This window comes from Maribacter sp. R86514 (genome assembly GCF_044597005.1).
Classification (GTDB): domain Bacteria; phylum Bacteroidota; class Bacteroidia; order Flavobacteriales; family Flavobacteriaceae; genus Maribacter.
Genome location: NZ_CP138999.1, coordinates 812,072 through 834,532, shown reverse-complemented (window position 1 = coordinate 834,532; position 22,461 = coordinate 812,072). Strand labels below are relative to the sequence as shown.

21 protein-coding genes are annotated in these 22,461 nt (G+C 35.5%); 8 read left to right on the top strand and 13 right to left on the bottom strand.

The annotated features are described in order from the left end of the window. Window positions 1-81 precede the first annotated feature (81 nt). The 4 genes from SJY30_RS03595 (at window position 82) to SJY30_RS03580 (ending at window position 5,961) form a co-directional block, all read left to right on the top strand. Window positions 82-2,298 carry an NADP-dependent isocitrate dehydrogenase gene (locus tag SJY30_RS03595; RefSeq protein ID WP_396634243.1) on the top strand — a complete coding sequence of 739 codons (2,217 nt, stop codon included), beginning with the start codon at window positions 82-84 and terminating at the stop codon, window positions 2,296-2,298. 113 nt (window positions 2,299-2,411) lie between these two features. Then, on the top strand, window positions 2,412-4,811 hold the full coding sequence (locus SJY30_RS03590; RefSeq protein WP_396634242.1) for a TonB-dependent receptor domain-containing protein: 2,400 nt from the start codon (window positions 2,412-2,414) through the stop codon (window positions 4,809-4,811). Between the two features lie 3 nt (window positions 4,812-4,814). Next, a complete protein-coding gene (locus tag SJY30_RS03585) occupies window positions 4,815-5,735 on the top strand; it encodes a DUF4249 domain-containing protein (protein ID WP_396634241.1) in 921 nt (306 codons plus the stop codon). Further along, window positions 5,722-5,961, top strand: a complete 240-nt coding sequence (locus SJY30_RS03580) for a DUF6095 family protein (protein ID WP_396634240.1) — start codon at window positions 5,722-5,724, stop codon at window positions 5,959-5,961. Before SJY30_RS03585 ends, SJY30_RS03580 begins: the two co-directional genes overlap by 14 nt. On the opposite strand, the gene SJY30_RS03575 is transcribed toward SJY30_RS03580, so the two are convergent. Continuing rightward, window positions 5,958-6,650, bottom strand: a complete 693-nt coding sequence (locus SJY30_RS03575; RefSeq protein ID WP_396634239.1) for a DUF4294 domain-containing protein — start codon at window positions 6,648-6,650, stop codon at window positions 5,958-5,960. The two genes, SJY30_RS03580 and SJY30_RS03575, sit on opposite strands and share 4 nt — an antisense overlap. A 104-nt stretch (window positions 6,651-6,754) precedes the next feature. Here SJY30_RS03575 and SJY30_RS03570 point away from each other — a divergent pair, with 104 nt between their 5' ends. Further along, window positions 6,755-7,843 carry a M42 family metallopeptidase gene (locus SJY30_RS03570; protein WP_396634238.1) on the top strand — a complete coding sequence of 363 codons (1,089 nt, stop codon included), beginning with the start codon at window positions 6,755-6,757 and terminating at the stop codon, window positions 7,841-7,843. Between the two features lie 21 nt (window positions 7,844-7,864). Beyond that, window positions 7,865-8,440 (top strand): NUDIX domain-containing protein, encoded by a 576-nt coding sequence (locus SJY30_RS03565; RefSeq protein WP_396634237.1) that lies wholly within the window; start codon window positions 7,865-7,867, stop codon window positions 8,438-8,440. Between the two features lie 27 nt (window positions 8,441-8,467). Here SJY30_RS03565 and SJY30_RS03560 read toward each other — a convergent pair whose 3' ends face one another. The 8 genes from SJY30_RS03560 to rpsF form a co-directional block, all read right to left on the bottom strand. Continuing rightward, a complete protein-coding gene (locus SJY30_RS03560; RefSeq protein ID WP_396634236.1) occupies window positions 8,468-8,902 on the bottom strand; it encodes an RbsD/FucU domain-containing protein in 435 nt (144 codons plus the stop codon). A 77-nt stretch (window positions 8,903-8,979) separates the two neighbouring features. Next, window positions 8,980-9,750 carry an SDR family NAD(P)-dependent oxidoreductase gene (locus SJY30_RS03555; protein ID WP_396634235.1) on the bottom strand — a complete coding sequence of 257 codons (771 nt, stop codon included), beginning with the start codon at window positions 9,748-9,750 and terminating at the stop codon, window positions 8,980-8,982. Window positions 9,751-9,887: 137 nt separating this feature from the next. Further along, window positions 9,888-11,267: a histidine--tRNA ligase gene (hisS, locus tag SJY30_RS03550; protein WP_396634234.1), complete on the bottom strand. Its 1,380-nt coding sequence runs from the start codon at window positions 11,265-11,267 to the stop codon at window positions 9,888-9,890. A gap of 81 nt (window positions 11,268-11,348) precedes the next feature. Continuing rightward, entirely contained in the window at window positions 11,349-11,825 is a 477-nt protein-coding gene (locus SJY30_RS03545; RefSeq protein ID WP_396634233.1) for a DUF6495 family protein, read from the bottom strand. Window positions 11,826-11,886: 61 nt separating this feature from the next. Beyond that, window positions 11,887-14,988 (bottom strand): TonB-dependent receptor domain-containing protein, encoded by a 3,102-nt coding sequence (locus tag SJY30_RS03540; protein ID WP_396634232.1) that lies wholly within the window; start codon window positions 14,986-14,988, stop codon window positions 11,887-11,889. Window positions 14,989-15,091: 103 nt separating this feature from the next. After that, complete coding sequence (gene rplI, locus SJY30_RS03535) at window positions 15,092-15,544, bottom strand: 50S ribosomal protein L9 (protein WP_036154978.1); 453 nt, start codon at window positions 15,542-15,544, stop codon at window positions 15,092-15,094. Window positions 15,545-15,557: 13 nt separating this feature from the next. After that, window positions 15,558-15,854 (bottom strand): 30S ribosomal protein S18, encoded by a 297-nt coding sequence (rpsR, locus tag SJY30_RS03530; RefSeq protein ID WP_027067300.1) that lies wholly within the window; start codon window positions 15,852-15,854, stop codon window positions 15,558-15,560. Between the two features lie 5 nt (window positions 15,855-15,859). Beyond that, window positions 15,860-16,201: a 30S ribosomal protein S6 gene (gene rpsF, locus SJY30_RS03525; RefSeq protein WP_036154980.1), complete on the bottom strand. Its 342-nt coding sequence runs from the start codon at window positions 16,199-16,201 to the stop codon at window positions 15,860-15,862. 230 nt (window positions 16,202-16,431) lie between these two features. Here rpsF and SJY30_RS03520 point away from each other — a divergent pair, with 230 nt between their 5' ends. After that, window positions 16,432-17,124 (top strand): LytTR family DNA-binding domain-containing protein, encoded by a 693-nt coding sequence (locus tag SJY30_RS03520; RefSeq protein WP_027067302.1) that lies wholly within the window; start codon window positions 16,432-16,434, stop codon window positions 17,122-17,124. 55 nt (window positions 17,125-17,179) lie between these two features. On the opposite strand, the gene priA is transcribed toward SJY30_RS03520, so the two are convergent. The 4 genes from priA to nadC are packed head-to-tail and all read right to left on the bottom strand — an operon-like array spanning window position 17,180 to window position 21,900. Further along, window positions 17,180-19,636, bottom strand: a complete 2,457-nt coding sequence (priA, locus tag SJY30_RS03515) for a primosomal protein N' (protein WP_396634231.1) — start codon at window positions 19,634-19,636, stop codon at window positions 17,180-17,182. A 2-nt stretch (window positions 19,637-19,638) separates the two neighbouring features. Further along, complete coding sequence (locus SJY30_RS03510; RefSeq protein ID WP_396634230.1) at window positions 19,639-20,028, bottom strand: DUF2147 domain-containing protein; 390 nt, start codon at window positions 20,026-20,028, stop codon at window positions 19,639-19,641. Window positions 20,029-20,068: 40 nt separating this feature from the next. After that, the gene (locus SJY30_RS03505) at window positions 20,069-21,043 is read right to left on the bottom strand and encodes a YihY/virulence factor BrkB family protein (protein ID WP_396634229.1); all 975 of its coding nucleotides are present in this window, start codon (window positions 21,041-21,043) and stop codon (window positions 20,069-20,071) included. Continuing rightward, entirely contained in the window at window positions 21,043-21,900 is an 858-nt protein-coding gene (gene nadC / locus SJY30_RS03500; protein ID WP_396634228.1) for a carboxylating nicotinate-nucleotide diphosphorylase, read from the bottom strand. Before nadC ends, SJY30_RS03505 begins: the two co-directional genes overlap by 1 nt. A 65-nt stretch (window positions 21,901-21,965) precedes the next feature. Between nadC and rlmH the strand changes: the two genes are divergently transcribed. Next, the gene (rlmH, locus tag SJY30_RS03495; protein WP_396634227.1) at window positions 21,966-22,439 is read left to right on the top strand and encodes a 23S rRNA (pseudouridine(1915)-N(3))-methyltransferase RlmH; all 474 of its coding nucleotides are present in this window, start codon (window positions 21,966-21,968) and stop codon (window positions 22,437-22,439) included. Window positions 22,440-22,461 lie beyond the last annotated feature (22 nt).

The window sequence follows — 22,461 nt, the reverse complement described above, 5'->3', positions numbered from 1 at the left end:
CTTAAATATTAAGGCATCTCCACGTTTTAAAACTTTTAGAATATCGTATATTTGTTCCGCTTAAATTAAAACAAACTGCACATGTCCAAAATTTTTTACACTAAAACAGACGAGGCGCCAGCTTTGGCAACAGAGTCTTTTTTACCTATCGTTAAAGCATTTACCAAATCATCAGGAATAGAAATTGAAACCAAAGATATTTCTTTAGCTGGTAGAATTGCCGCTACATTCCCCGAGCTTTTAACGAAAGAACAACAAGTGACCAATGATTTGGAAGAATTGGGCAATATGGCAAAACAGCCTGAAGCAAACATTATAAAATTACCTAATATTAGTGCTTCTGTTCCGCAATTGAACGAGGCTATTAAAGAATTACAATCTAAAGGTTACAAATTACCTAACTACCCAGACGAGCCTAAGAATGACGAGGAGAAAGAAATTAAGGCAAAGTATGACAAAATCAAAGGTAGTGCAGTAAACCCTGTATTGCGAGAAGGTAACTCTGACCGTAGAGCACCTAGAGCCGTAAAAAACTATGCAAAGCAAAATCCGCATAGTATGGGTGCTTGGAGTGCTAGCTCTAAAACGCACGTTGCTTCAATGGGTGAAGGCGATTTTCAGGCAAACGAAAAATCCTTGACATTAAACGAACCTACTACGGTTCAAATAAAATTGGTGTCAGAGGGTTCTGAAACAATACTTAAAGACAACCTTGGCTTGCATAAAGGTGAAATTATCGATGCAACGGTAATGAATAAAACGGCTTTATTAGATTTCTTACAAAAAGAAATCAAAGATGCTAAGGATAAAGGTGTTCTCTTCTCTGTGCATTTAAAAGCCACCATGATGAAGGTGTCGGACCCAATTATTTTTGGTCATGTTGTAGAAACTTTTTTAAAACCTGTCTTTGAAAAATATGCAGACACTTTTGACACTTTAGGTGTTAGCCCTAATGACGGTTTAGCAAGTCTATACCAGAAAATCGATAAACTTCCAGCTAGCGAAAAAGATGCTATCAACAAAGATCTAGATGAAGCCCTTGCAAACGGCCCTGATTTAGCTATGGTAAATTCTGATAAGGGAATTACCAACCTTCACGTTCCTAGTGATATAATTATAGATGCCTCTATGCCTGCTATGATTAGAAACTCTGGTCAAATGTGGAACAAAGAAGGTAAAGCGCAAGACACTAAAGCCGTTATTCCTGATAGTAGTTATGCAGGAATATACAGTGCAACTATAGACTTCTGCAAAGAGCATGGTGCTTTTGACCCAACTACCATGGGTACTGTACCAAACGTAGGACTTATGGCTCAAAAGGCTGAAGAATATGGTTCTCATGATAAGACTTTTGAAATAAAACAAAACGGAACCGTTCAAGTTGTTGACATAGCAACTGGTAAGGTTTTAATAGAACATTCTGTAAGTACTGGAGATGTTTGGAGAATGTGTCAAGTTAAAGACGCACCTATTGAAGACTGGGTAAAATTAGCCGTATCAAGAGCTAAAGCAACGAATGACCCTGCTATTTTCTGGTTAGATGAAAATAGAGCTCATGATGCTGAACTAATTAAAAAAGTAAATACTTACTTAGCAAAAGAAGACACTGCTGGTTTAGATATTCAAATAATGTCTCCAATTAAGGCTACTGAATTTACTTTAAAAAGAATGAAGGCAGGTAAAGATACCATATCGGTTTCGGGTAATGTTTTACGTGATTACCTTACTGACCTTTTCCCGATTTTAGAGGTTGGTACAAGTGCAAAAATGCTTTCTATTGTTCCTTTAATGAACGGAGGCGGACTATTTGAAACAGGTGCTGGAGGTTCTGCTCCAAAACACGTAGATCAGTTTATAGAAGAAGGACATCTTAGATGGGATTCTTTAGGTGAATTCTTAGCTCTAGGGGTATCATTGGAATTCTACGGAGAGAAAAATTCAAACACAGCCGCTAAAGTTCTTGGCGACACTTTAGATAGCGCCACAGAGAAATTTTTATTGAACGATAAATCTCCGTCAAGAAAAGTAAAAGAAATAGATACTAGAGGTAGCCATTTCTTTTTAGCTAAATACTGGGCAGAGGCTTTAGCATTACAAGATGATAATGCTGAGTTAAAAACAATATTTTCTAAAGTTAGTGCAGAAATCAATTCTAAAGAATCTCAGATTCTTACGGAATTAATAGATGCTCAAGGTTCTAAACAAGACATAGGCGGTTATTACAAGCCAGATGCTGCTCTTGTTGCTGAAGCTATGAGACCTAGTAAAACTTTAAATGGTATTTTAAACTCCATTTAATCTTATAAGAATATTTACAAAAGACCTTTAACTTTAGTTAAGGGTCTTTTTTTTGTCTTTTAATTAGTTGTAGGAGTGTACCCTATTTCTAAGTATTTTTACTAAAAAAATTGATGAAAGGATATTTACCGTTTATTCTCATCTCATTGCTTTGCTACTCTTTTTCTTTACAGGGGCAACAAAAATATACCTTAAGTGGTTCAATTTCTGAATCTAGCAGTAACGAAACGCTTATAGGTGTTACGGTTGCCATACCCGAATTAAGTACCGGTGTCACGACAAATGAATATGGTTTTTATTCTATATCCTTACCTGAAGGCACATATAAGGTTCTTATTAGCTACTTAGGCTTTGAAGATATCATTAAAGAAATCGAACTAACCGAAAATAGACGTATAGATTTTTTATTAGAAGAAGAAGCCGAACAGTTAGAAGAGGTCGTGGTAACCGAAAATGTGGAAAAGATGGATATTAGAAAACCACAAATGAGCGTTAACACACTTTCAATGGGTACGGTTAAAAAAATACCGGTAATTCTAGGTGAAGCCGATGTTATCAAATCCATATTGCTATTACCGGGTGTTACCAATGCCGGTGAAGGTGCTTCTGGATTTAATGTTCGTGGCGGGGCAGCTGATCAAAATCTAATCTTATTAGATGAAGCCATTATCTTTAATTCATCACACTTATTCGGATTTTTTTCTGTTTTTAATCCCGATGCCATAAAAGATGTAAAACTCTATAAAGGTGGTATACCTGCACGTTATGGTGGTAGAGTTTCATCGGTATTGGATATATTTCAAAAAGAAGGCAATAGTAAAGAATTTAAAATGAACGGTGGTATTGGTGCCGTTGCAAGTAGATTATTAATAGAAGGGCCTATTAAAAAAGATAAAGCTGCATTTCTTATTGGCGGTAGAGGATCGTACGCCCATCTTTTTCTTCCTCTTTTCGATGTGGACAATACCGCCTATTTTTATGACTTGAACACTAAATTAAATTACAGATTAAACGATAAGAATAATATTTTTCTATCTGGTTATTTTGGTCGCGATGTCTTTGGCATCAATGATAGTTTCGTTAATACCTACGGTAATACTGTAGGTAACTTTAGGTGGAACCACTTATTCTCAGACAAGTTATTTTCGAACTTATCTTTAATATATTCCGATTATTATTACGGACTTAAATTAGGTTTTGTTGGATTTGATTGGAACTCGGGCATCAAAAATTTCAATATCAAATATGACCTTAAACACTATGCAACCGATAAATTACAAGTAAACTATGGCTTAAACAACGTGTACTATCAATTCAACCCTGGAAAAATAGAACCTAGTAGTGACGAGTCTGGTATCTTAGAAGAGCAACTCATCCAAAAATATGCTAATGAATTTGCCGCTTACGTAGATTTTGAACACAGAGTAACCGACAATCTGAGTTTGGGTTACGGATTACGTTTTAGCCATTTTATGAGACTGGGTCAAGATGAGCTTAATGTATACGCAAATGACAACCCTGTTGAATTTGACCCTTTGTTGTTAATTTATAAAGAAGCCGAACCTATTGATGTTATTAATCCGGGAAAAGGAACCACATTATCCAACTTCAGTAATTTTGAACCAAGAGCATCTTTATCATACACATTAAACGAGACCAGCTCCATTAAAGCTAGTTATACAAGATTGGCTCAATATTTACACTTATTATCAAATACAAGCTCCCCTACTCCTTTAGATGTATGGACGCCCAGCGGGCCTTTTACAAAACCACAATTGCTAGATCAATATGCCTTAGGATATTTTAAAAATATAAACGAAGGGGATTTTTCTTTTGAAACAGAGGTTTTCTATAAGGACGTTCAAAACAGAATAGATTATATAGACGGGGCTAATTTAATTGCCAACAATGCCATTGAACAGGTTATTTTAAATGGTGAAGCAAGAGCCTACGGACTAGAAGTTTTACTACGAAAAAACGAAGGTAAACTTCAAGGTTGGTTAGCATATACTCTATCTAAATCAGAGCAGCGAACGCCAGGTAGAACATCTTCTACAGATAATGGTCGCAGTAATATTGAAACCGGTATAAATTTTGGAAATTGGTACAACACACCTTATGACAAAACCCACGACATCTCTATGTTCTTAAGCTATGATGTAAATGGCAAATGGAGTTTTAGCGGTAATTTCACCTACCAGACAGGTCAACCTACCAACTACCCAATCGGTCAATTTCAGTTTCAAAACTTAACCGTACCTTATTACGGTCTTAGAAATACACAGCGATTACCGGCATATAATCGCTTAGACCTGTCGGCCACATTAACTCCTAGAAAGAATAAAACCAGAAAAATAAAAGGAGAATGGGTTTTTAGCCTATACAATGTTTACAATAGAAGAAATGCAGCCTCTATCAACTTTAGAAGAAACGATAATACTGGCGCGAACGAAGCCGTTCGTACATCTGTATTCGGCATCGTACCTGCAGTTACCTATAACTTTAAATTATAATTAATGAAAAGCTATATATTTCTAATACTTACAGTTATATTTTTCGCATCATGCGAAGATGTTGTTGAAGTAGAGCTTCCTGAAAACGATACCAGACTTATTGTGAACGGGGTAATTAGAGTTAATGAAAACGAAGAATATCTACCAATTGAAATAGTGGTTTCAGAGAGTAGTTCCTTTTTTGAAGAAAATACTGTTGCAACCATTAAAAGCGCTATCATTTTTTACGGTACTCCCAGAGAAGATGCTCCAGAAATTTTAGAAGGTGGCGGAGTATCTAATTTAGCGGAAGTTGAACCTGGAAGCGGAAAATGGGTTCCGGACCCTTCATTCGATAGCGACCAAAGAATTAGAGTTGACAATATCGACGAAGGTGATGTTTTTCAATTGATAATCACAACAGACGATGAGCAATACTTGGCAACTACCACCTATGTAAAATCGGTACCAATAGACTCTTTAGAACAAGGTGAAGAAACTCTTTTTTCAGGTGACGAAACAGAAGTTATCGTAGCGTTTACCGATCGTGCAGGTAGCGACGATTTTTACCTTTTAGATTTAGATTTTGGTGAATTTCTAGTAACTGAAGATGAATTTTACCAAGGGCAGACATTCGTGTTTTCTTATTTCTATGACAATGAACTTGAACTAAACACCAGCTCTGTAGTAGATGTCAGTCTTATTGGTGTAGATGAGTCTTTTTACAATTATATGAACCAAATTATAGTACAGTCCGGTGGTGACCAAGGTCCTTTTCAAACACCTGCTGCTACGGTACGTGGCAATATTATAAATATTACCGGTATCGATAATGACGAAAATGTTGACAATGTTAACAACACAGATAATTATGCCTTAGGTTACTTTGCAATCGTAGAAGAATATAAAGACAGTATAACCATAACAGAAAATGAGACGAACTGATAAAGATGTACTTGTTAACGGCTTAAAGAAATTGGCAATTACCGTAGTTCTTATGTTTACCGCCCCAATAGTTTTATGGCAGGCGTTTAAAAATCAAGAACACTTTTTATTTTGGCCTGTATGTATCATTGGCGTAATCCTTGCGTTCTTTGCAGTTAGAACAGGTTTTAAAGGTATTATGACAATAATGGACTCCATGTTCGGAAAGAAACAAAAATCATCTTAATCTTTAGGTATTTTTGTAGTTCTCTTCCACTTATTATACAACTTATCATAGTCGTAATCTAAAACAGTTTCTTGCCGCTCTAATTTACCTTTAGAGAAAGCACGTTGTAAAATATCTTCAATTAAGTAATCTTCCTCAATTAGATCTGGGTGAAATTCTTCTTTGATACTAATACTAAAAAGCTTTGCCGTGGTATTGTACCAAAATGCACGCCATCCGTTTCTTAAATCCTTTACCAAATCAAAAGCCGTAGTACCTGTTTGCCTATAAATTAGTTTAACTAAAATTTGACCCTCTGTACGCGTTAATTTTTTCAACTCTTCAGAAAACTCCTCTTCAATAAACTTCTGTACTTTTTTAGTGTACTTTTTACGTTTACGATTGTTCTTCATATTCGATAGACTATCGTTCAACTCTACCAAACGCTCTGCCGCCATTTTTGCATACGGATATACTTTTTGCGTTTTTCTACGTAAAATGTAATACCGTAATTTTTCGTCGTAAGATGAGAATTTAAGTTTACCAAATACATAAGCTTCTTGCAAGGCTATTGAACTTTGAACCAAAGAATCACCAGCAACAATAATCATCTTTTCCGTAATGGAATCAAGTTCCTGTTCTTCAACCTGGGCATTGCATATGGTCATGCTGCTGAATAGTAAAAAAAGAAGTAAAAAGTTATATTTCATTACCATAGGCTTAACAAAAGTCTTGCCAAAATTAACGATTATTAAAGAAGGTTATTACTAATACAACGCTAATATTCTTAAGTTTGTATTCTAAACTTATTTTAATGGCTAATAAAAAAATAATTACTAAAAAGTCTGAAGACTTCTTTGAAAAATACCTGAATAATGCTGCCCCTACAGGATATGAGTGGGAAGGGCAAAAAATATGGATGGACTACCTAAAACCTTATGTAGATACATTTATTACCGACACATATGGTACTGCTGTGGGCGTTATAAACCCTGATGCTAAATATAAAGTAGTTATTGAAGGACATTCTGATGAAATTTCTTGGTATGTAAACTATATCACAGATAACGGTTTAATTCATGTCATTAGAAATGGTGGTAGTGATCACCAAATAGCTCCTTCTAAATGGGTCAATATCCATACTTCTAAAGGAATAGTAAAAGGTATTTTTGGCTGGCCTGCGATTCATACCCGTAAAGGAGATAAAGAAGAAACTCCGAAAATCGAGAATATTACGGTTGATGTTGGTGCCACAAATAAAGAAGAAGTAGAAAAACTAGGGGTCCACGTAGGTTGTGTAATTACTTACCCAGACGAATTTCAAATTCTTAACAAAAACAAATACGTTTGTAGAGCTATAGACAATAGAGCTGGCGGATTCATGATTGCCGAAGTTGCTCGTTTATTGCATGAGAATAAAGTTGAGTTGCCATTTGGACTTTATATAACAAATTCTGTACAGGAAGAAATAGGTTTACGTGGTGCTGAAATGATTACACAGACTATTAAGCCAAATGTTGCCATTGTAACAGATGTTTGTCATGACACCACCACACCTATGATTAAAAAAGAGGTACAAGGTCATACAGAAATTGGTGCTGGCCCTGTAATTTCTTATGCGCCTGCAGTTCAAAACAAGTTGCGCGAACGTATCATTAAAACAGCTGAAGATAATAAGATACCATTTCAAAGAATGGCCGCGTCTAGATCTACAGGTACAGATACCGATGCTTTTGCCTACAGTAATGGCGGAGTTGCTTCTGCATTGATTTCTTTGCCCCTACGCTACATGCACACAACGGTAGAAACAGTTCATAAAGATGATGTTGAAAATGTAATTCGTTTAATCTACGAAACACTCTTAACAATTAAAGACGGAGAAACTTTTAGCTACTTCGATTAAATTTATATAATCCCTCTTTTATTGGAGGGATTTTTTATTTCTATGGATGAATTAATAGACATTCTTGATGCTGACGGTAACATGACCAATACAACTGCCATGAAATCCGAAGCGCATAAAAACGGTTGGTTTCATCAAACCGTTCATATTTGGTTTTATACTTCAGATGGAAAAATTCTAATCCAACAACGTGGTAAAGAGAAAGATGTATATCCGTTACTGTGGGATGTATCCGTTGCCGGACATATTGGTGCTGGAGAGGACATCATAACATCTGCATTACGTGAAGTACAAGAAGAAATAGGTTTGACAATTCTACCTTCTGATTTAGAAAAAATAGGCATTTTCAAATCCGTAAAAAAGCATTCTGAAATATTAAAGGACTATGAATTTCATCATACATTTATTACTAAGCTAAAATTACCTTTTAGTGCACTTCAAAAACAGGACAGTGAGGTTGAGGCATTAAAACTAGAGTCGATAAAACAATTTAGCAAAGCAGTGATAGACACTTCAAAATACAATTATGTTCCCCATGATATTTCTTATTATAAGACTATACTTAAAGAAATATCCAGTAGAAACAAAAATGTATAGCCTTTATTTTCTTCTAAAAATGTTCAATTAAAAACCAGATTCTTCAGCCATTTTTACAACGCCAACAGTTAAAATCAAATTAGCGAAACGTCTTTGCTCACCTGTTTGAATAATCAGCGTGGTGTTTTCATCTCTAATTTTATCATAAAAAGCCCAACGTTCCATTTCATCCCAAGTCACATCTCCCAACAAATTTTTATTGGCATCATGAATTTCTGCATTGGCTTCTGCAGGCTTTTCCATTACTATAGCACCTTGTACAGGACAAACTTCTAATACACCTTCCAACACAGTAAGTGCATCTAACAATCCAGGGCGAAAGTTTAAATGGACCGTTGTTGAATTAGGACCTGTCATTGCACCAACAGGTAAATTACCATCTGCAATAACCACTTGCGCAAAATGACCTGAGCGCCCAAGCGCTTCCATAATTGTAGGATGAATAACCGGAGTCTTAAGCATAATTATATTTTTATAAGTATGAGAATAAAAAACTAGTCACCCTAAAGCGACTAGTTTTACAATGATTTTATCGAATATTACATGTTGTAAACTCCGCCATTTATATCAAGCGTAGCTCCAGTAATAAAGCCATCATATTCAGAGGCTAAATACAACACAGCTCTGGCAACATCATCTGCATTACCAGCTCTTTGAATGGGAATACCTTTTGTAGTTTCTGCTGCAGATTCTTTGGTGGTATGTGTATTGTGAAATGAGGTACCTAAGATAAGTCCTGGTGCAACTGCATTAACTCTTGTTCCCTGAGGTCCCAATTCTGATGCAAGTGCCCTTGTATAGGTTAAAATAGCTCCTTTACTGGTAGAGTATACCAATGATCCAGGGTGACCGCCTTTACGCCCAGCTAAAGATGCCAAGTTTACAATGCTACTATTTTCATCCTTTGCCAAATATGGTGCTGCTGCTCGTGTAACGAACATCATTGAAGTCAAATTAATATCCATCACCTTGTGCCAAAATTCTGTTTCCATTTCGCTTAGCAACTTTCTAGCTACTAAAGACCCGGCATTATTTACAAGAATATTTAGACCGCCTAAAGCTTCAACCGTTCTTTCAACTAATGCGTTTGCATCTTCTTCTTTAGTTAAATCTCCAGATATTGCAATTGCTTTTAAACCCTTATCGGTCGCGTACTTTACCAATTCATTTGCAGTATCTGAACTAGAAAAATAATGAATAGCAACATTGGCACCGCTATCAATAAAGTGCTTGGTAATTGCCTCTCCAATTCCTTGAGCACCGGCTGTTATGAGTATATTTTTTCCAGATAATTTGTTACTGTTCGTCATGACGTTATAATTATAAAACTTGATTCAATATTGATTTAATCCTATATTAATTGTACAATATAAAATTGCACAACCAGATTGGTTAACCAAATATAATCAAAAATGACTCACTAAACTTTTATCTGATTTTAAAGTAGTTAGCTCAAGTAATTTACAAAGTCTGCAACTTTGTTTAAACTATACTTTTCTTGTGTACCTTTTTTCATGTTTTTTACAACGAATGAATTCTCATCCAACTCTTGTTCCCCAATTAAAACTACATAAGGTACATTACGATTATTAGCATATTTCATTTGCTTTTGCATCTTAGCACTAGAAGGATAGATATCGGCTTTAACACCTTGCTTACGTAATTGACTTACCAGTTTTAAGGCAGCCATAGCTTCTTTATCTCCAAAATTGACACATAGCACTTGTAGAGATTGGTCAATTGCCTCTGGGAAGAGCCCTAAATCTTCTAACACCAAATAAATACGATCTAGACCAAATGATATACCTACTCCACTTACGTTCTTCAAACCAAAAATACCGGTAAGGTCATCATAGCGACCGCCACCGCCTATAGATCCCATTTTCACACCCTCTGGCGCTGCAACCTCAAAAATAGCTCCTGTGTAATAATTAAGCCCGCGCGCAAGAGTAACATCTATAGATAAATTAGCGGATTGCAAGCCTAAAACAGCTATGGTTTCTAAAATAAAACGAAGTTCTTCCAAACCTTTTTTACCTTCTTCAGAATCTTTCAATAAGGCATCTAAACGCTCTAATTGCTCATCGTTACTACCTTGAGGTAAAAATAATGGAGATGCTTTTTCAATTGCTTCCTCAGAAATCCCTTTAGAAAGCATTTCTTTTTTAACTCCGTCCTCCCCTATTTTATCCAGCTTATCTAAAGCAACGGTAAAATCTATAAGTAAATCTTTAGCTCCGATAACTTCTGCTATACCTGCTAATATTTTTCTATTATTCATTTTTATGGTTGCCCCTTCCAATTTTAATTCGGAAAATACGGCATCATATAACTGAATCAATTCCACCTCTTGTAATAAGGAATCTGACCCCACTACATCGGCATCGCATTGAAAAAATTCTCTAAATCTTCCTTTTTGCGGTCTATCCGCTCTCCAAACGGGTTGAATTTGATAACGCTTAAAAGGGAAATCCAACTCGTTTTGGTGCATTACTACGTACCGTGCAAAGGGAACGGTTAAATCATAACGCAAAGCTTTTTCAGTAATCTTTGGAGCAATACTGTTTGAATTTTTATCTGTGTAAGTAGCATCATCTACCTTTCTAAGAAAATCTCCAGAATTCAAAATCTTAAAAATCAATCGATCACCTTCTTCTCCATATTTACCCAATAACGTATCTGAATTCTCAAAAGAAGGTGTTTCAATAGGCTGAAAACCATACGTTTGAAAGTTTCTTTTAATGATGTCAAATATATAATTACGTTTTGCAATTTCTGATGGATTAAAATCGCGGGTTCCTTTTGGTATGGATGGTTTCTGTGCCATTATTTTTTATTGTATTACAAATATAGCCTTCAAATAACTAAGACAATATTTCTACAGTATGAATACTAGATTATTATTGTTTTATTTGGTAACGATTACTTTTTCGAACCATTTATACAATTCTCCTTTTGTTATAACCGCTCCTTGCTGAAGTAACAAAAACTTGTCTACATTTTTATCATCAGTATAAGCTTTTGCCGCTGTCAAGTATTCTACGAAATCTGATTGCCAATTTCTCTTGAACCAGTCAAAACCTATTGAGGTAGTTAAATCAATCTCAGGATTCATCACTTTTACCGATATCAATTTCATTTCTTTTTCGGTTAAATGAAAAAGGTGCATTTGCTTATCTGAAATATTCTCTAAATAAGAAACTTTACTCAACACTCCTTCCCATACCAAATCGCTAAAAATATCTAACTCCTCCTCAGCTACTTCTGGTTTATCCTTTTTTATAGTTTCCCATTCATCGCCAGTAATAGATTGTGTTGCCAGAAAATTTATAAATTCTGGATGCAACTCTTCTAATTGCTCTTTTGTTAGCCTCGTATATTTCATTTTGCAAAAATAAAAAGCCCCAACATATTTGTTAGGGCTTTTACAACTTAATTTTAAAAACTTAGAAGATATATCTCAATCCTACTTGTGCTTGCCATCTAGATAACAAACTAGCATCAAAACCAAAGGTTTCAGTCAAATCTGGACTAAACGTATATGTTGGCACGTTTGTATCCGCATCTACAGACACACCAATTGGTTGTACTGCATTAGGCTGTTGTACCAAGCCCCAATCAGAACTGATCATATTACCAATGTTCAACACATCAACACTAAATTGAATGGTATTGGTTTTACCTTCAGATACTGTGATTTTATAGTCTTGTAAGAACTTAACGTCCCAACGACCTCTCCATGGCGCTAAAGCTCCGTAACGCTCTGCATATTGACCTCTACGACCACTTAAGTAATCGTCTTGAGCAATATATGCATCAAAAGCTGTTCCTTGACCGGCACCAGAAAATTGCATTTGACCTATTTCTGCAGATGTGGGCACATAAATTAGGTCATTGATACCAGAACCGTCACCATTAATATCACCACCATAAGTATAGTTGAATCTACCACCTTGAGCATATTCAAAGAACGTAGAAAGTGTAGTAGCCCATTTACCGTATTGCCAGTTTTTACTAGCTACACCAATAAATCTATGCTTATCTCCATATTTTGATGGCGCTAGTACATCTGCATTGGCATCATTGATAATTGGGTTACCTGCAAAAGCATCTGATGTTATCTCTGCTTCAATTGAATTCACATCTTTAGCATCTAAATAACTATACGCCATCATAGCATACAAACCATTGCTGAAGTTTTTCTGAGCTTTTATAGATGCATTCCAAATTCTTCCTTTATTAGAGTTTGTAAAAACATAAGGACCAGCCCCTAAACCAAAGCTGTTTAATAAATCTCCTTCAGTATATGTTGCTCTTGTATCAACACCAGATAAATTACCTGATGGCGAAGTCAATGCCCAGTTTTGTACGTGAGGACCATTGATATCTTTTGTATACGATACATCTGCAGTTAACACAATACCATTATCTAAACGCTTATCTGCACCTAAATTTGTTCTCCATACTTGTGGAAACTTATAATCTGGATCAACAGCCTGCAAGAAAAATACGTCTGGAGAAGAAATCTGATTTCCTAACCATACGAATGGGAAACGACCGGTAAACAGACCAGATCCACCACGCAATTGTAATGATTTATCATCATAAACATCATAGTTAAAACCAACTCTTGGTGAAATCAACCAATCGTTAGAAGGCATTTGCGTGTTATCTATGAATACGGTTTCACCTGTATTAGGATTTTGGTATGGCTGATCAGCTATAACAAAACCTCTATCAATAACATCTTGTGCTTTCTCTGCAGAGTCAAAGAACAAAGGCTTATCAAAACGAACACCGTATGTTAATTTGAATTTCTCATTTACATTCCATTCATCTTGAACATAAAAAGCCAATTGACCCACATTCGTTTCTGCCAATGCCCAACCTTCACCATCTGGTACAGCATTATTTGCATTAAATGTTGCTTGTGGACCAGCAAAATCATAAGATGATGCATCAAAATCCGCGATATCTACACCTCCAAATAAATCAAAACCATAAGCGGTTAGGTTAAATGAATTATCGAACATAAATTTCTCCAAAGAAAAACCAACTGTATACGTATGGTCTCCCTTATAAAAATTTAAGTTGTTAGTAATCTGCAGTACTTTTTGATCTAGTCTGTTATTTGCGGAAAATGGTTCATGACCGGCAATAATATAGTTAGAACCATCTTTTGTAATGTTTATAGAAGGTGCTGGAGTAGAAAACGGATTTCTATAATCGTCAAAGTGGGTATACCCAACTTGTAACTTGTTTGAAGCCGTTTCCGATAAAGTCGAGTTCAATTCAACTTGAATAGACTTTAAGTCATTATTTATCTCATATCCTGAATTCTGAAACTGTAATGTGTTTGCATTAGGACCTCTAAATTGTATTGCCGTTGGGTGCGCAGGTTTCTCTTTTGAAGATTTCAAAAAGTTATAAATAACAGCCAAACGGTTATTATCATTAATATTCCAATCTAATTTAAAAAGACCTTTGGTGGATTCTGCATCATGTGTAAAACCTTCATAAGCTCCTGGATTATAACCCACCGCCAATAACTGATTTTGTACATTAATTAAGTCACTTTCCAATACCCTAGATTCGTTAATTGCACCAGAACCTGTATTTGGCACCCATCCGTTAGTACCTAAATCTGTACGTTCATCTCTTTCAAAGTTTGCGAAAAAGAATAATTTGTTTTTTACAATTGGTCCTCCAATACTAACTCCGTACTGACTTTGATCAAGTTTAGGCTTAACGATGTCATCGCCTTTAATCTTACCACCGGTCATATCTTCATTTCTGAAAAAACCATACACCGTACCATGAAATTCATTAGTACCACTCTTTGTAACCGCATTTACAGAAGCTCCTGTAAAACCAGATTGAGTAACATCATATGGTGCCGTAGATACTTGAATTTGCTCAATTGCATCTAAAGATATTGGTTGTGAGTTTGTTTGACCACCTGGTGTAGCTGCATCTAAACCGAAAGGGTTGTTGAAAATTGCTCCATCCAATGAAAAGTTGTTGAACTGGTCATTTCTACCTCCAAAAGAATTACCACTAGCGGTAGGCTCTAAACGTGTAAAATCTTGTGCTGAACGTGAAATAGTTGGCAAACGAGTTAATTCTCTTCTACCTACACTAGTTTCTGCACCTGTTCTATCGCTACTAAAAGTACCTGAGCGATCAGAAACAACCGTTACTTCGTCTAATGCCTGACTTTCACTTGCCAATTTAACATCAACGTTGAACGTTTGCCCTAAAGACAGATTTACGTCTGTAAGTTGATAAGGCTTAAAACCTACATAAGAAATTTCAACCGAGTAAGGACCACCAACACGAAGGTTCAATAGGTTGAATCTACCATCTTCATTGGTAATTGATCCGTATTTTGTTCCTGTTGGGGTGTGAATAGCGACAATATTAGCGCCAAATAGTGGTTGATCTTGATCATCCATTACCAAACCTCTTATATTAGAGGTAGTAACCTGACCATAGGTTGCACTTACAAAAAGTAGCAACAACAATTGAAAAAGCAAGCTGTTTTTCATTTTAATTGGTTTTGAGTTATTTATGAGTTCTTTAACAAAAATACCAATAAAAAAAGAGCTATGCACGCATAGCTCTTTTTAATTTATCAACTTAGATAGTTAATTATTTCTGTTCGGCAACTACTTCGAAACCAAAATCAACAATTACCTCACGGTGTAATCTAATTTGTGCATTGTAAGGTCCAGTTCTTTTAACTGCACCACCTTGAATGCTAATGAATTTTTTGTCAATTGAATGACCTTCTTTTTCAATTGCATCAGCTAAATCACCATTAGTAACAGAACCGAATAATTTATCGGCTGCACCAGTCTTAGCAGTGATTTTCAATTCTAAAGCTTTTAATGCTTCTTCTACTTTCTTAGCAGCATCAACAACTTTTTTATCTTTATGTGCTCTTTGCTTTAAGTTCTCAGCTAAAACTTTTTTAGCAGAAACAGTAGCCATAGTAGCTAAGCCTTGAGGTATAAGGAAATTTCTTCCGTAACCGTTCTTAACATTTACTACGTCGTCTTTAAAACCTAAATTTTGTACGTCTTCTTTTAATATAAGCTCCATGATTCTTTTCTTATTATTTTAATAAATCAGCAACATATGGCATTAACGCCAAATGACGAGCTCTCTTTACGGCTTGTGCCACTTTTCTTTGATACTTCAATGAAGTTCCTGTAAGTCTTCTAGGTAACAATTTACCTTGCTCGTTTACCAACTTCAATAAAAAATCAGCATCTTTATAATCTACGTACTTAATACCAGATTTTTTAAAACGACAATACTTCTTCTTAGTGTTGGTCTCAATGTTTAATGGAGTAAGATATCTGATCTCTCCATCTTTCTTTCCTTTTGCCTGTTGTTGTAATGTTGCCATAATACTTAAGCTTTAGCGGTTTTGTTTCTTGTTCTTCTTTTTTCTGCCCATGCAATTGCGTGCTTGTCCAATTTAACGGTCAAGAAACGCATAACACGTTCATCTCTTCTAAACTCTTGTTCGTAAGGTGTAACTACCTCACCAGAGTTAGTAAATTCAAACAAGTGGTAAAATCCACTTTTTTTGTTTTGAATAGGATAAGCTAACTTCTTTAGCCCCCAATTCTCTTTAGCTACCATTTTGGCGCCATTGTTAATTAAGAAATCTTCGAATTTCTTAACTGTTTCCTCTATCTGAACATCAGATAGAACGGGATTCAAAATGAAAACAGTTTCGTAATGGTTCATATTATATTTGTTTTTAAGGAGTGCAAAAATAGATATTTTTTTAAAATAATTATAAGAAATATGAATATTCTTCGTTATTGAATGGTAACAACATATAAAATTAATCCAAATCTTAAATATTATATCATTACCAATTACACGATCAACAGCGCATTGTTCACATCTTTTGTTGCAGTTCAGCATGTTTTTTCGGTTATTTGTCGATGATTTAACCCCACAAATCAACCCTTATGAAGTTAAGAAGTATCATCGTTGACGACTCATCCATGCAAAGGATGGCCGTTGCCAAGTTGGTAAACAATCATCCGAATTTGACTATGGTAGCTGAATACAGTAATGCTATCGAGGCTAAAAACGGAATCAAGAACCATGAGATAGATCTTATTTTTCTTGATGTTGAAATGCCAATCATTACAGGATTCGACCTACTAGAGTCCCTAGAAAACAGTCCTCAGGTAATTTTGATTACCGGTAAACCAGATTATGCACTTAAAGCATTTGACTATGATGTAACGGATTATTTACATAAACCGATTACCATGGCACGTTTTGACGCATCTGTCAAAAGAGCTGTAGCAAATTACGAACAATTGCACAGAGTCAATGAAGACGAAGAGCATATTTTTGTAAAGAGTAACCTAAAGAAAAGAAAGGTTATCTTGAATGATATTAAGTGGATCGAAGCACTTGGTGACTATATAAAATTAGTAACTGACGAAGCTAATATCGTAATCTTATCAACAATGAAATCTTTTGAAAAGCAATTGCCAGAAGATAAGTTTTTAAGAATTCACAAATCATATATCATTAACCTAGAAAAGGTTGAAAAATTCAACAGTAAGAATGTTGAAGTTAGCGGTAGATCAATACCTCTAAGTAGAAATAAAAAGACAGAACTAGCCGAAGCGCTAAGTAACGTATAATATATGGTATAATTTTACTTTCAAAAAAGACCGCTAATTAGCGGTCTTTTTTAGTTTATATATGGTCTACATTATATATGACCCTTACACTTCTATACATTGCCACGGCTTTAAATGATTTTTCTATTCGTCTAATATTCGCTTTTGTTTGCGCAAGTGAATGTGCTTTTTGAACTTTGATTACAATATGTTTCAAATATTGATTTCTAATTCTTGCTACCGGCGGATATTCCGGTCCTAATACGGTACCTCCAAAATTAGTACGTAATGCACCTGCAAACCAATCTGCAGCTTCATTTAGAATATTGTAATTTTTATGTTTAAATGTAACTTTGATAATTCTATTTACCGGAGGATATTTAAACTGCTCCCTTTCATATAATTGTTCTGTATACATACCCTCATAATCACCGGTGGTTACCTGTTTTAATATTTGGTGATACGGATTATAGGTCTGAATAATTACACGACCTCTTTTCTTGGTGCGCCCTGCCCTACCCGATACTTGAGTCAATAATTGATAGGTTCTTTCATGAGCACGGTAATCTGGGAAATTCAAAAGTGAATCTGCATTCATTACACCCACCAAATTCACGTTTCTAAAATCTAGCCCTTTAGTTACCATTTGGGTACCTACCAAAATATCCAATTCTTGCTGTTCAAAAGCGGTAATGATCTTTTCGTAACCGTGTTTACCTCGCGTAGTATCCAAATCCATTCGACCTACTTTAGCTTCGGGAAATAATTCAGAAACTTCATTCTCTATTTGTTCGGTACCAAAACCTTTGGTATCCAAATCTGGACTACCACATGCAAAACAAATTTCGGGCAATGCTGTATGATGACCACAGTAATGGCAACGTAATTGTTTTCTATATTGATGATAGGTTAAACTAACATCGCAATTTGGGCATTGCGGCGTATGACCACATGTTAAACACTCCATTAACGGTGCAAAACCCCTTCTATTCTGAAAAAGTATGATTTGTGCACCTTCTTGCAGGGTCTCTTCCATTTCCATAAAAAGACGTTCAGAGAAATGACCTTTCATTTTCCTTTTTCTCGATGCTTCTTTAATATCGACTAACTCCATCTCAGGCATGAGCACATTACCATAACGTCTGGTTATTTCTGCATAGCCGTATTTACCTGTCTGCGCATTGTGGTAGCTCTCTACACTTGGTGTTGCAGAACCCAACAGAATATTTGCTTTATGTAAATGTCCTAAAACTATTGCCGCATCTCTTGCATGATATCTTGGCGCAGGATCAAATTGCTTAAAAGAACTCTCATGCTCTTCATCTACAATGACCAACCCCAACTTACTAAATGGCAAGTACATTGCAGATCTAGCCCCAATAACTAATTGAGCCTTCGGTTTTGCCTGCAAAACATTTTGCCAAACTTCTACACGTTCTTGTACATTATACTTAGAATGGTAAATAGCGATTTTTTCACCAAAATACTCTTGCAGTCTACTAATCAATTGTGTGGTCAAAGCAATTTCAGGCAAGAGATATAATGCTTGCAAACCTTTTTCTAAACATTCTTCTATCAGCTTTACATAAACTTCGGTCTTACCAGAAGATGTCACTCCTTTTAACAAGGTAACTTTCCCCGTTTCGAATGAAGATTTAATATCTGTCAGCGCAGCCTGCTGGTATTCATTTAATTCTTTAGTTTCAGAATTATCTGCTTCACCGTCATAATTTATCCGATCGGTCTTAATGTAATATTCTTCTAGAATACCCTTATCTACCAAAGACTTTATCACTGATTTAGAGCTATTGCTAGATGCTTCAAGTTCAGTAACCTTGATCGGATGCTGACTTCTACCCTGTAACTGAAATAAAGAAAGTACAACTTGACTTTGCTTTGGCGCCCTGGTCAATGTTTTTAAAAGTTCTTCTAGTTTTTCGTCGGATGTATGCTCTGCACCTAATTTTACATACCTAACCAACTTTGGCTTGTATTGCTCATACACCTCTTCTTTTAATACGATTACTTTCTTCTCCAATAGTCGCTGAAGAATTGGCAAGACATTTTTACGCTCTATAATGGCGGAAACTTCTTGAACTTTCAATATAGTTTGATGTTGCAAAGCTTCGAACACCAAAAACTCATCATCTAAAAGATTGGTTTCGTCTATTTCATATTCCGTATTTCGAAGTACCAATGTTTCGCTCTCCAATAAAAATGCACTAGGAAGTGCACTGCGAACAACTTCGCCTAAAGTACACATGTAATAAGACGCTATCCATTCCCAATGTTTTAATTGAATTGGGTTTACAATTGGGTAATCGTCTAATAATTGATGTATTTCCTTTGCCTCATAGACTTCTGGTGGATTCTGATGAATACTCTGAACTACACCGGTATATATTTTTGATTTACCAAAAGGCACCGCTACACGCATTCCCGGTTGCAGTAATGCTGCCTCTTCAGCCGTTACACTATACGTAAAACTTTTTTCTAGAGGAATTGGTAATATTACATTAATAAAGTTCGCCATAGTTATCCTTCCACCCGTAGCCATGTTTGGGTTCTATAGATAAACGCCAAATAACCACGGACTTTCAACTCATCTGGATTATCTGGATTTAACCATATCTTAAACCGAAAAGTCATTGCTTGCTCTGGATCAAATAAACGCTTTCCTTTCCATTCCCCATCATCATTAACCTCGCCACCGGTAATAATTTCCATACCGGTTACAGGTTTATCTTTTAAGTCTCCGTCACATTTATCACATATTCTATCTTCTTGCCCTTCTTCCAAAATCTTAACAACCTTGCCATACATTAATCCGTCTTTTTTATAGATTTCAATAACGCCTTTTGGCAGACCGGTGCGGTCATCAATAGTTTTCCACGTGCCAAAAACCGACTGTGCAGAAATGCTCATTGAAATAAATAATGTAAAGAGAATAATTAGTTGTATTGTTTTATTTATCATTTCTTTTAGTGAATTTACGTAATATGTTGAGAGATGCATTCAGCTCAAAGCCAAGTAGCAATATATTAGAATTTAACCATATGTAGACCATTAAAATCAATAATCCTCCTAACGCTCCATATAATTCATTGTATCTAGCGAACTTTTCAACATAAATACCGAAAAGATATGAGGTTAGCAAAAACAGTACTGTTGTCATTAAAGCGCCAAAAGAAAAAAACTTTGCCTGCTTACCTTCACTAGTTCCAAAATAATAAAGTATGGCCGTCGTCAAATACGATAGTATAATAAAGAACAACACCTTTGCGATCTGCACACCCACCACTTCATCTTCGCCTAAGGTATACCCACCTCGCTTGGCGGCAAACTCAGATAAATAGCCTAGTACATAAAACTCAAAATAGATATACGCTATAAAACCAACAATTACTAAAATTCCTAAAATCAAGCCTACCATTAAAGCATATAAATATTGTCTGAAAAAATGCCGTGTCAGCTCTATATGGTATGATGTTTCAAAGCCACCGAATATGGAATTAACCCCGTTCGCAATTAAAAAAATAGATAGTAGAAAAGCAGATGACAACAAGCCACCTCGCTTCTGATCTTTTATCTGTGTAAATACTTCACCAAAATAATCACCTGTTGCACTCGGTAAAAAGGACTCTAAAAACAATTGGAACTGCACATCAAAATCGCCATGCTCAATACTTATATATGATACCAAAAAAGGAACTAACGTTACCATAAATATTATCAACGGAAACAGCGCCATAAAAAGACTAAAAGCAATAGCACTTGCACGCGTAGACAACGTACCCCTTAATATACCAAGCACATACATCTCAATTAGGTCATAAACAGAAAGCCCTTCAAAACCGGGTAGCCTGATTTGTTTTAAAAATCTAACGAACCAATTTACAATAGGTATTTTCTCTAGCTTTTCTTCGACCTCTAAAGACATTAAACCGCTTTTAAACTCAAATCTAAATTATAAACCGAATGCGTCAATGCCCCTGAAGAAATATAATCTACCCCACATTCTGCATACTCACGTATGGTCTTTTCATTGATACCACCAGAAGATTCGGTTAAACACGTATTACCTATTAATTTGACCGCAGTACGCGTATCGTCATAATTGAAGTTATCGATCAATATTCTATATACGCCCTCTGACTCTAAAATTTCCTTGATCTCATCTAAGTTTCTAGCTTCAACGATAATCTTTAAATCACGACCCGTTTCTTTTAGATAGTTCTTTGTCTTATTGATTGCTTTGGTAATACCGCCTGCAAAATCAATATGATTATCTTTTAACATGATCATGTCATACAACGCAAATCTATGATTTTCGCCACCTCCAATTTTTACCGCCCACTTCTCTAGCGCACGTATACCTGGGGTAGTTTTTCTAGTATCCAAAATCTTTGTACCCGTACCTTTTAAAAGGTTAACGAACATATTGGTCTTTGTAGCTATTGCACTCATTCTTTGCATAGCATTCAACACCAAACGTTCTGCTTTTAATATACTTTGTGAACTACCTTCTACATAAAACACAATATCACCGTGACTTACCGAAGTACCATCTTCTATCAATTTCTCTATCTTTAAATTAGGGTCAACAAAATAAAATACAAGTTCAGCAAAGTCTACCCCAGCAATTATACCTTCATCTTTGACCAATAATTTTGCTTTACCTGTCGCGGTATCCGGTATACATGCCAATGAACTGTGATCACCATCACCTACATCTTCTCTAATGGCATTTGCTATGATTAATTTTATTTCTTCTTTAAATTGTTCTTCTGAAATCATATGTATTAAGTCTATTGTATTGCTAATTTACAAATCCATTTGCGAAATTGATTTACTTTTGGCATATGACTATAAAACTTTTAGCCATTGGCAAAACCGATAGCTCTCAATTACAAGAGCTCATTGAGGTATATCAAAAACGATTGAAACATTACATCAATTTTGATATTGAATTGATACCTGATTTAAAAAAAACAAAAAATCTTTCGGAAGACCAACAGAAAGACAAAGAAGGTGAGCTTATTCTTAAAAGATTATCTGCTACAGATGTTTTAATACTTTTTGATGAAAAAGGAAAACAATATACCTCTGTTGAATTTTCTACCTTTTTACAAAAGAAGATGAATTCTGGCATTAAGCAAGTAGTATTCTTAATTGGCGGGCCTTACGGTTTCAGTAACGAAATATATGCGAAAGCTTCTGGAAAAATAAGTTTATCTAAAATGACCTTTAGCCATCAAATGGTTCGCTTATTTATAACTGAGCAAATTTACAGGTCGTATACCATTTTAAAAAATGAACCTTATCACCATCAATAGTATCCTTAATGAGCATTATTTC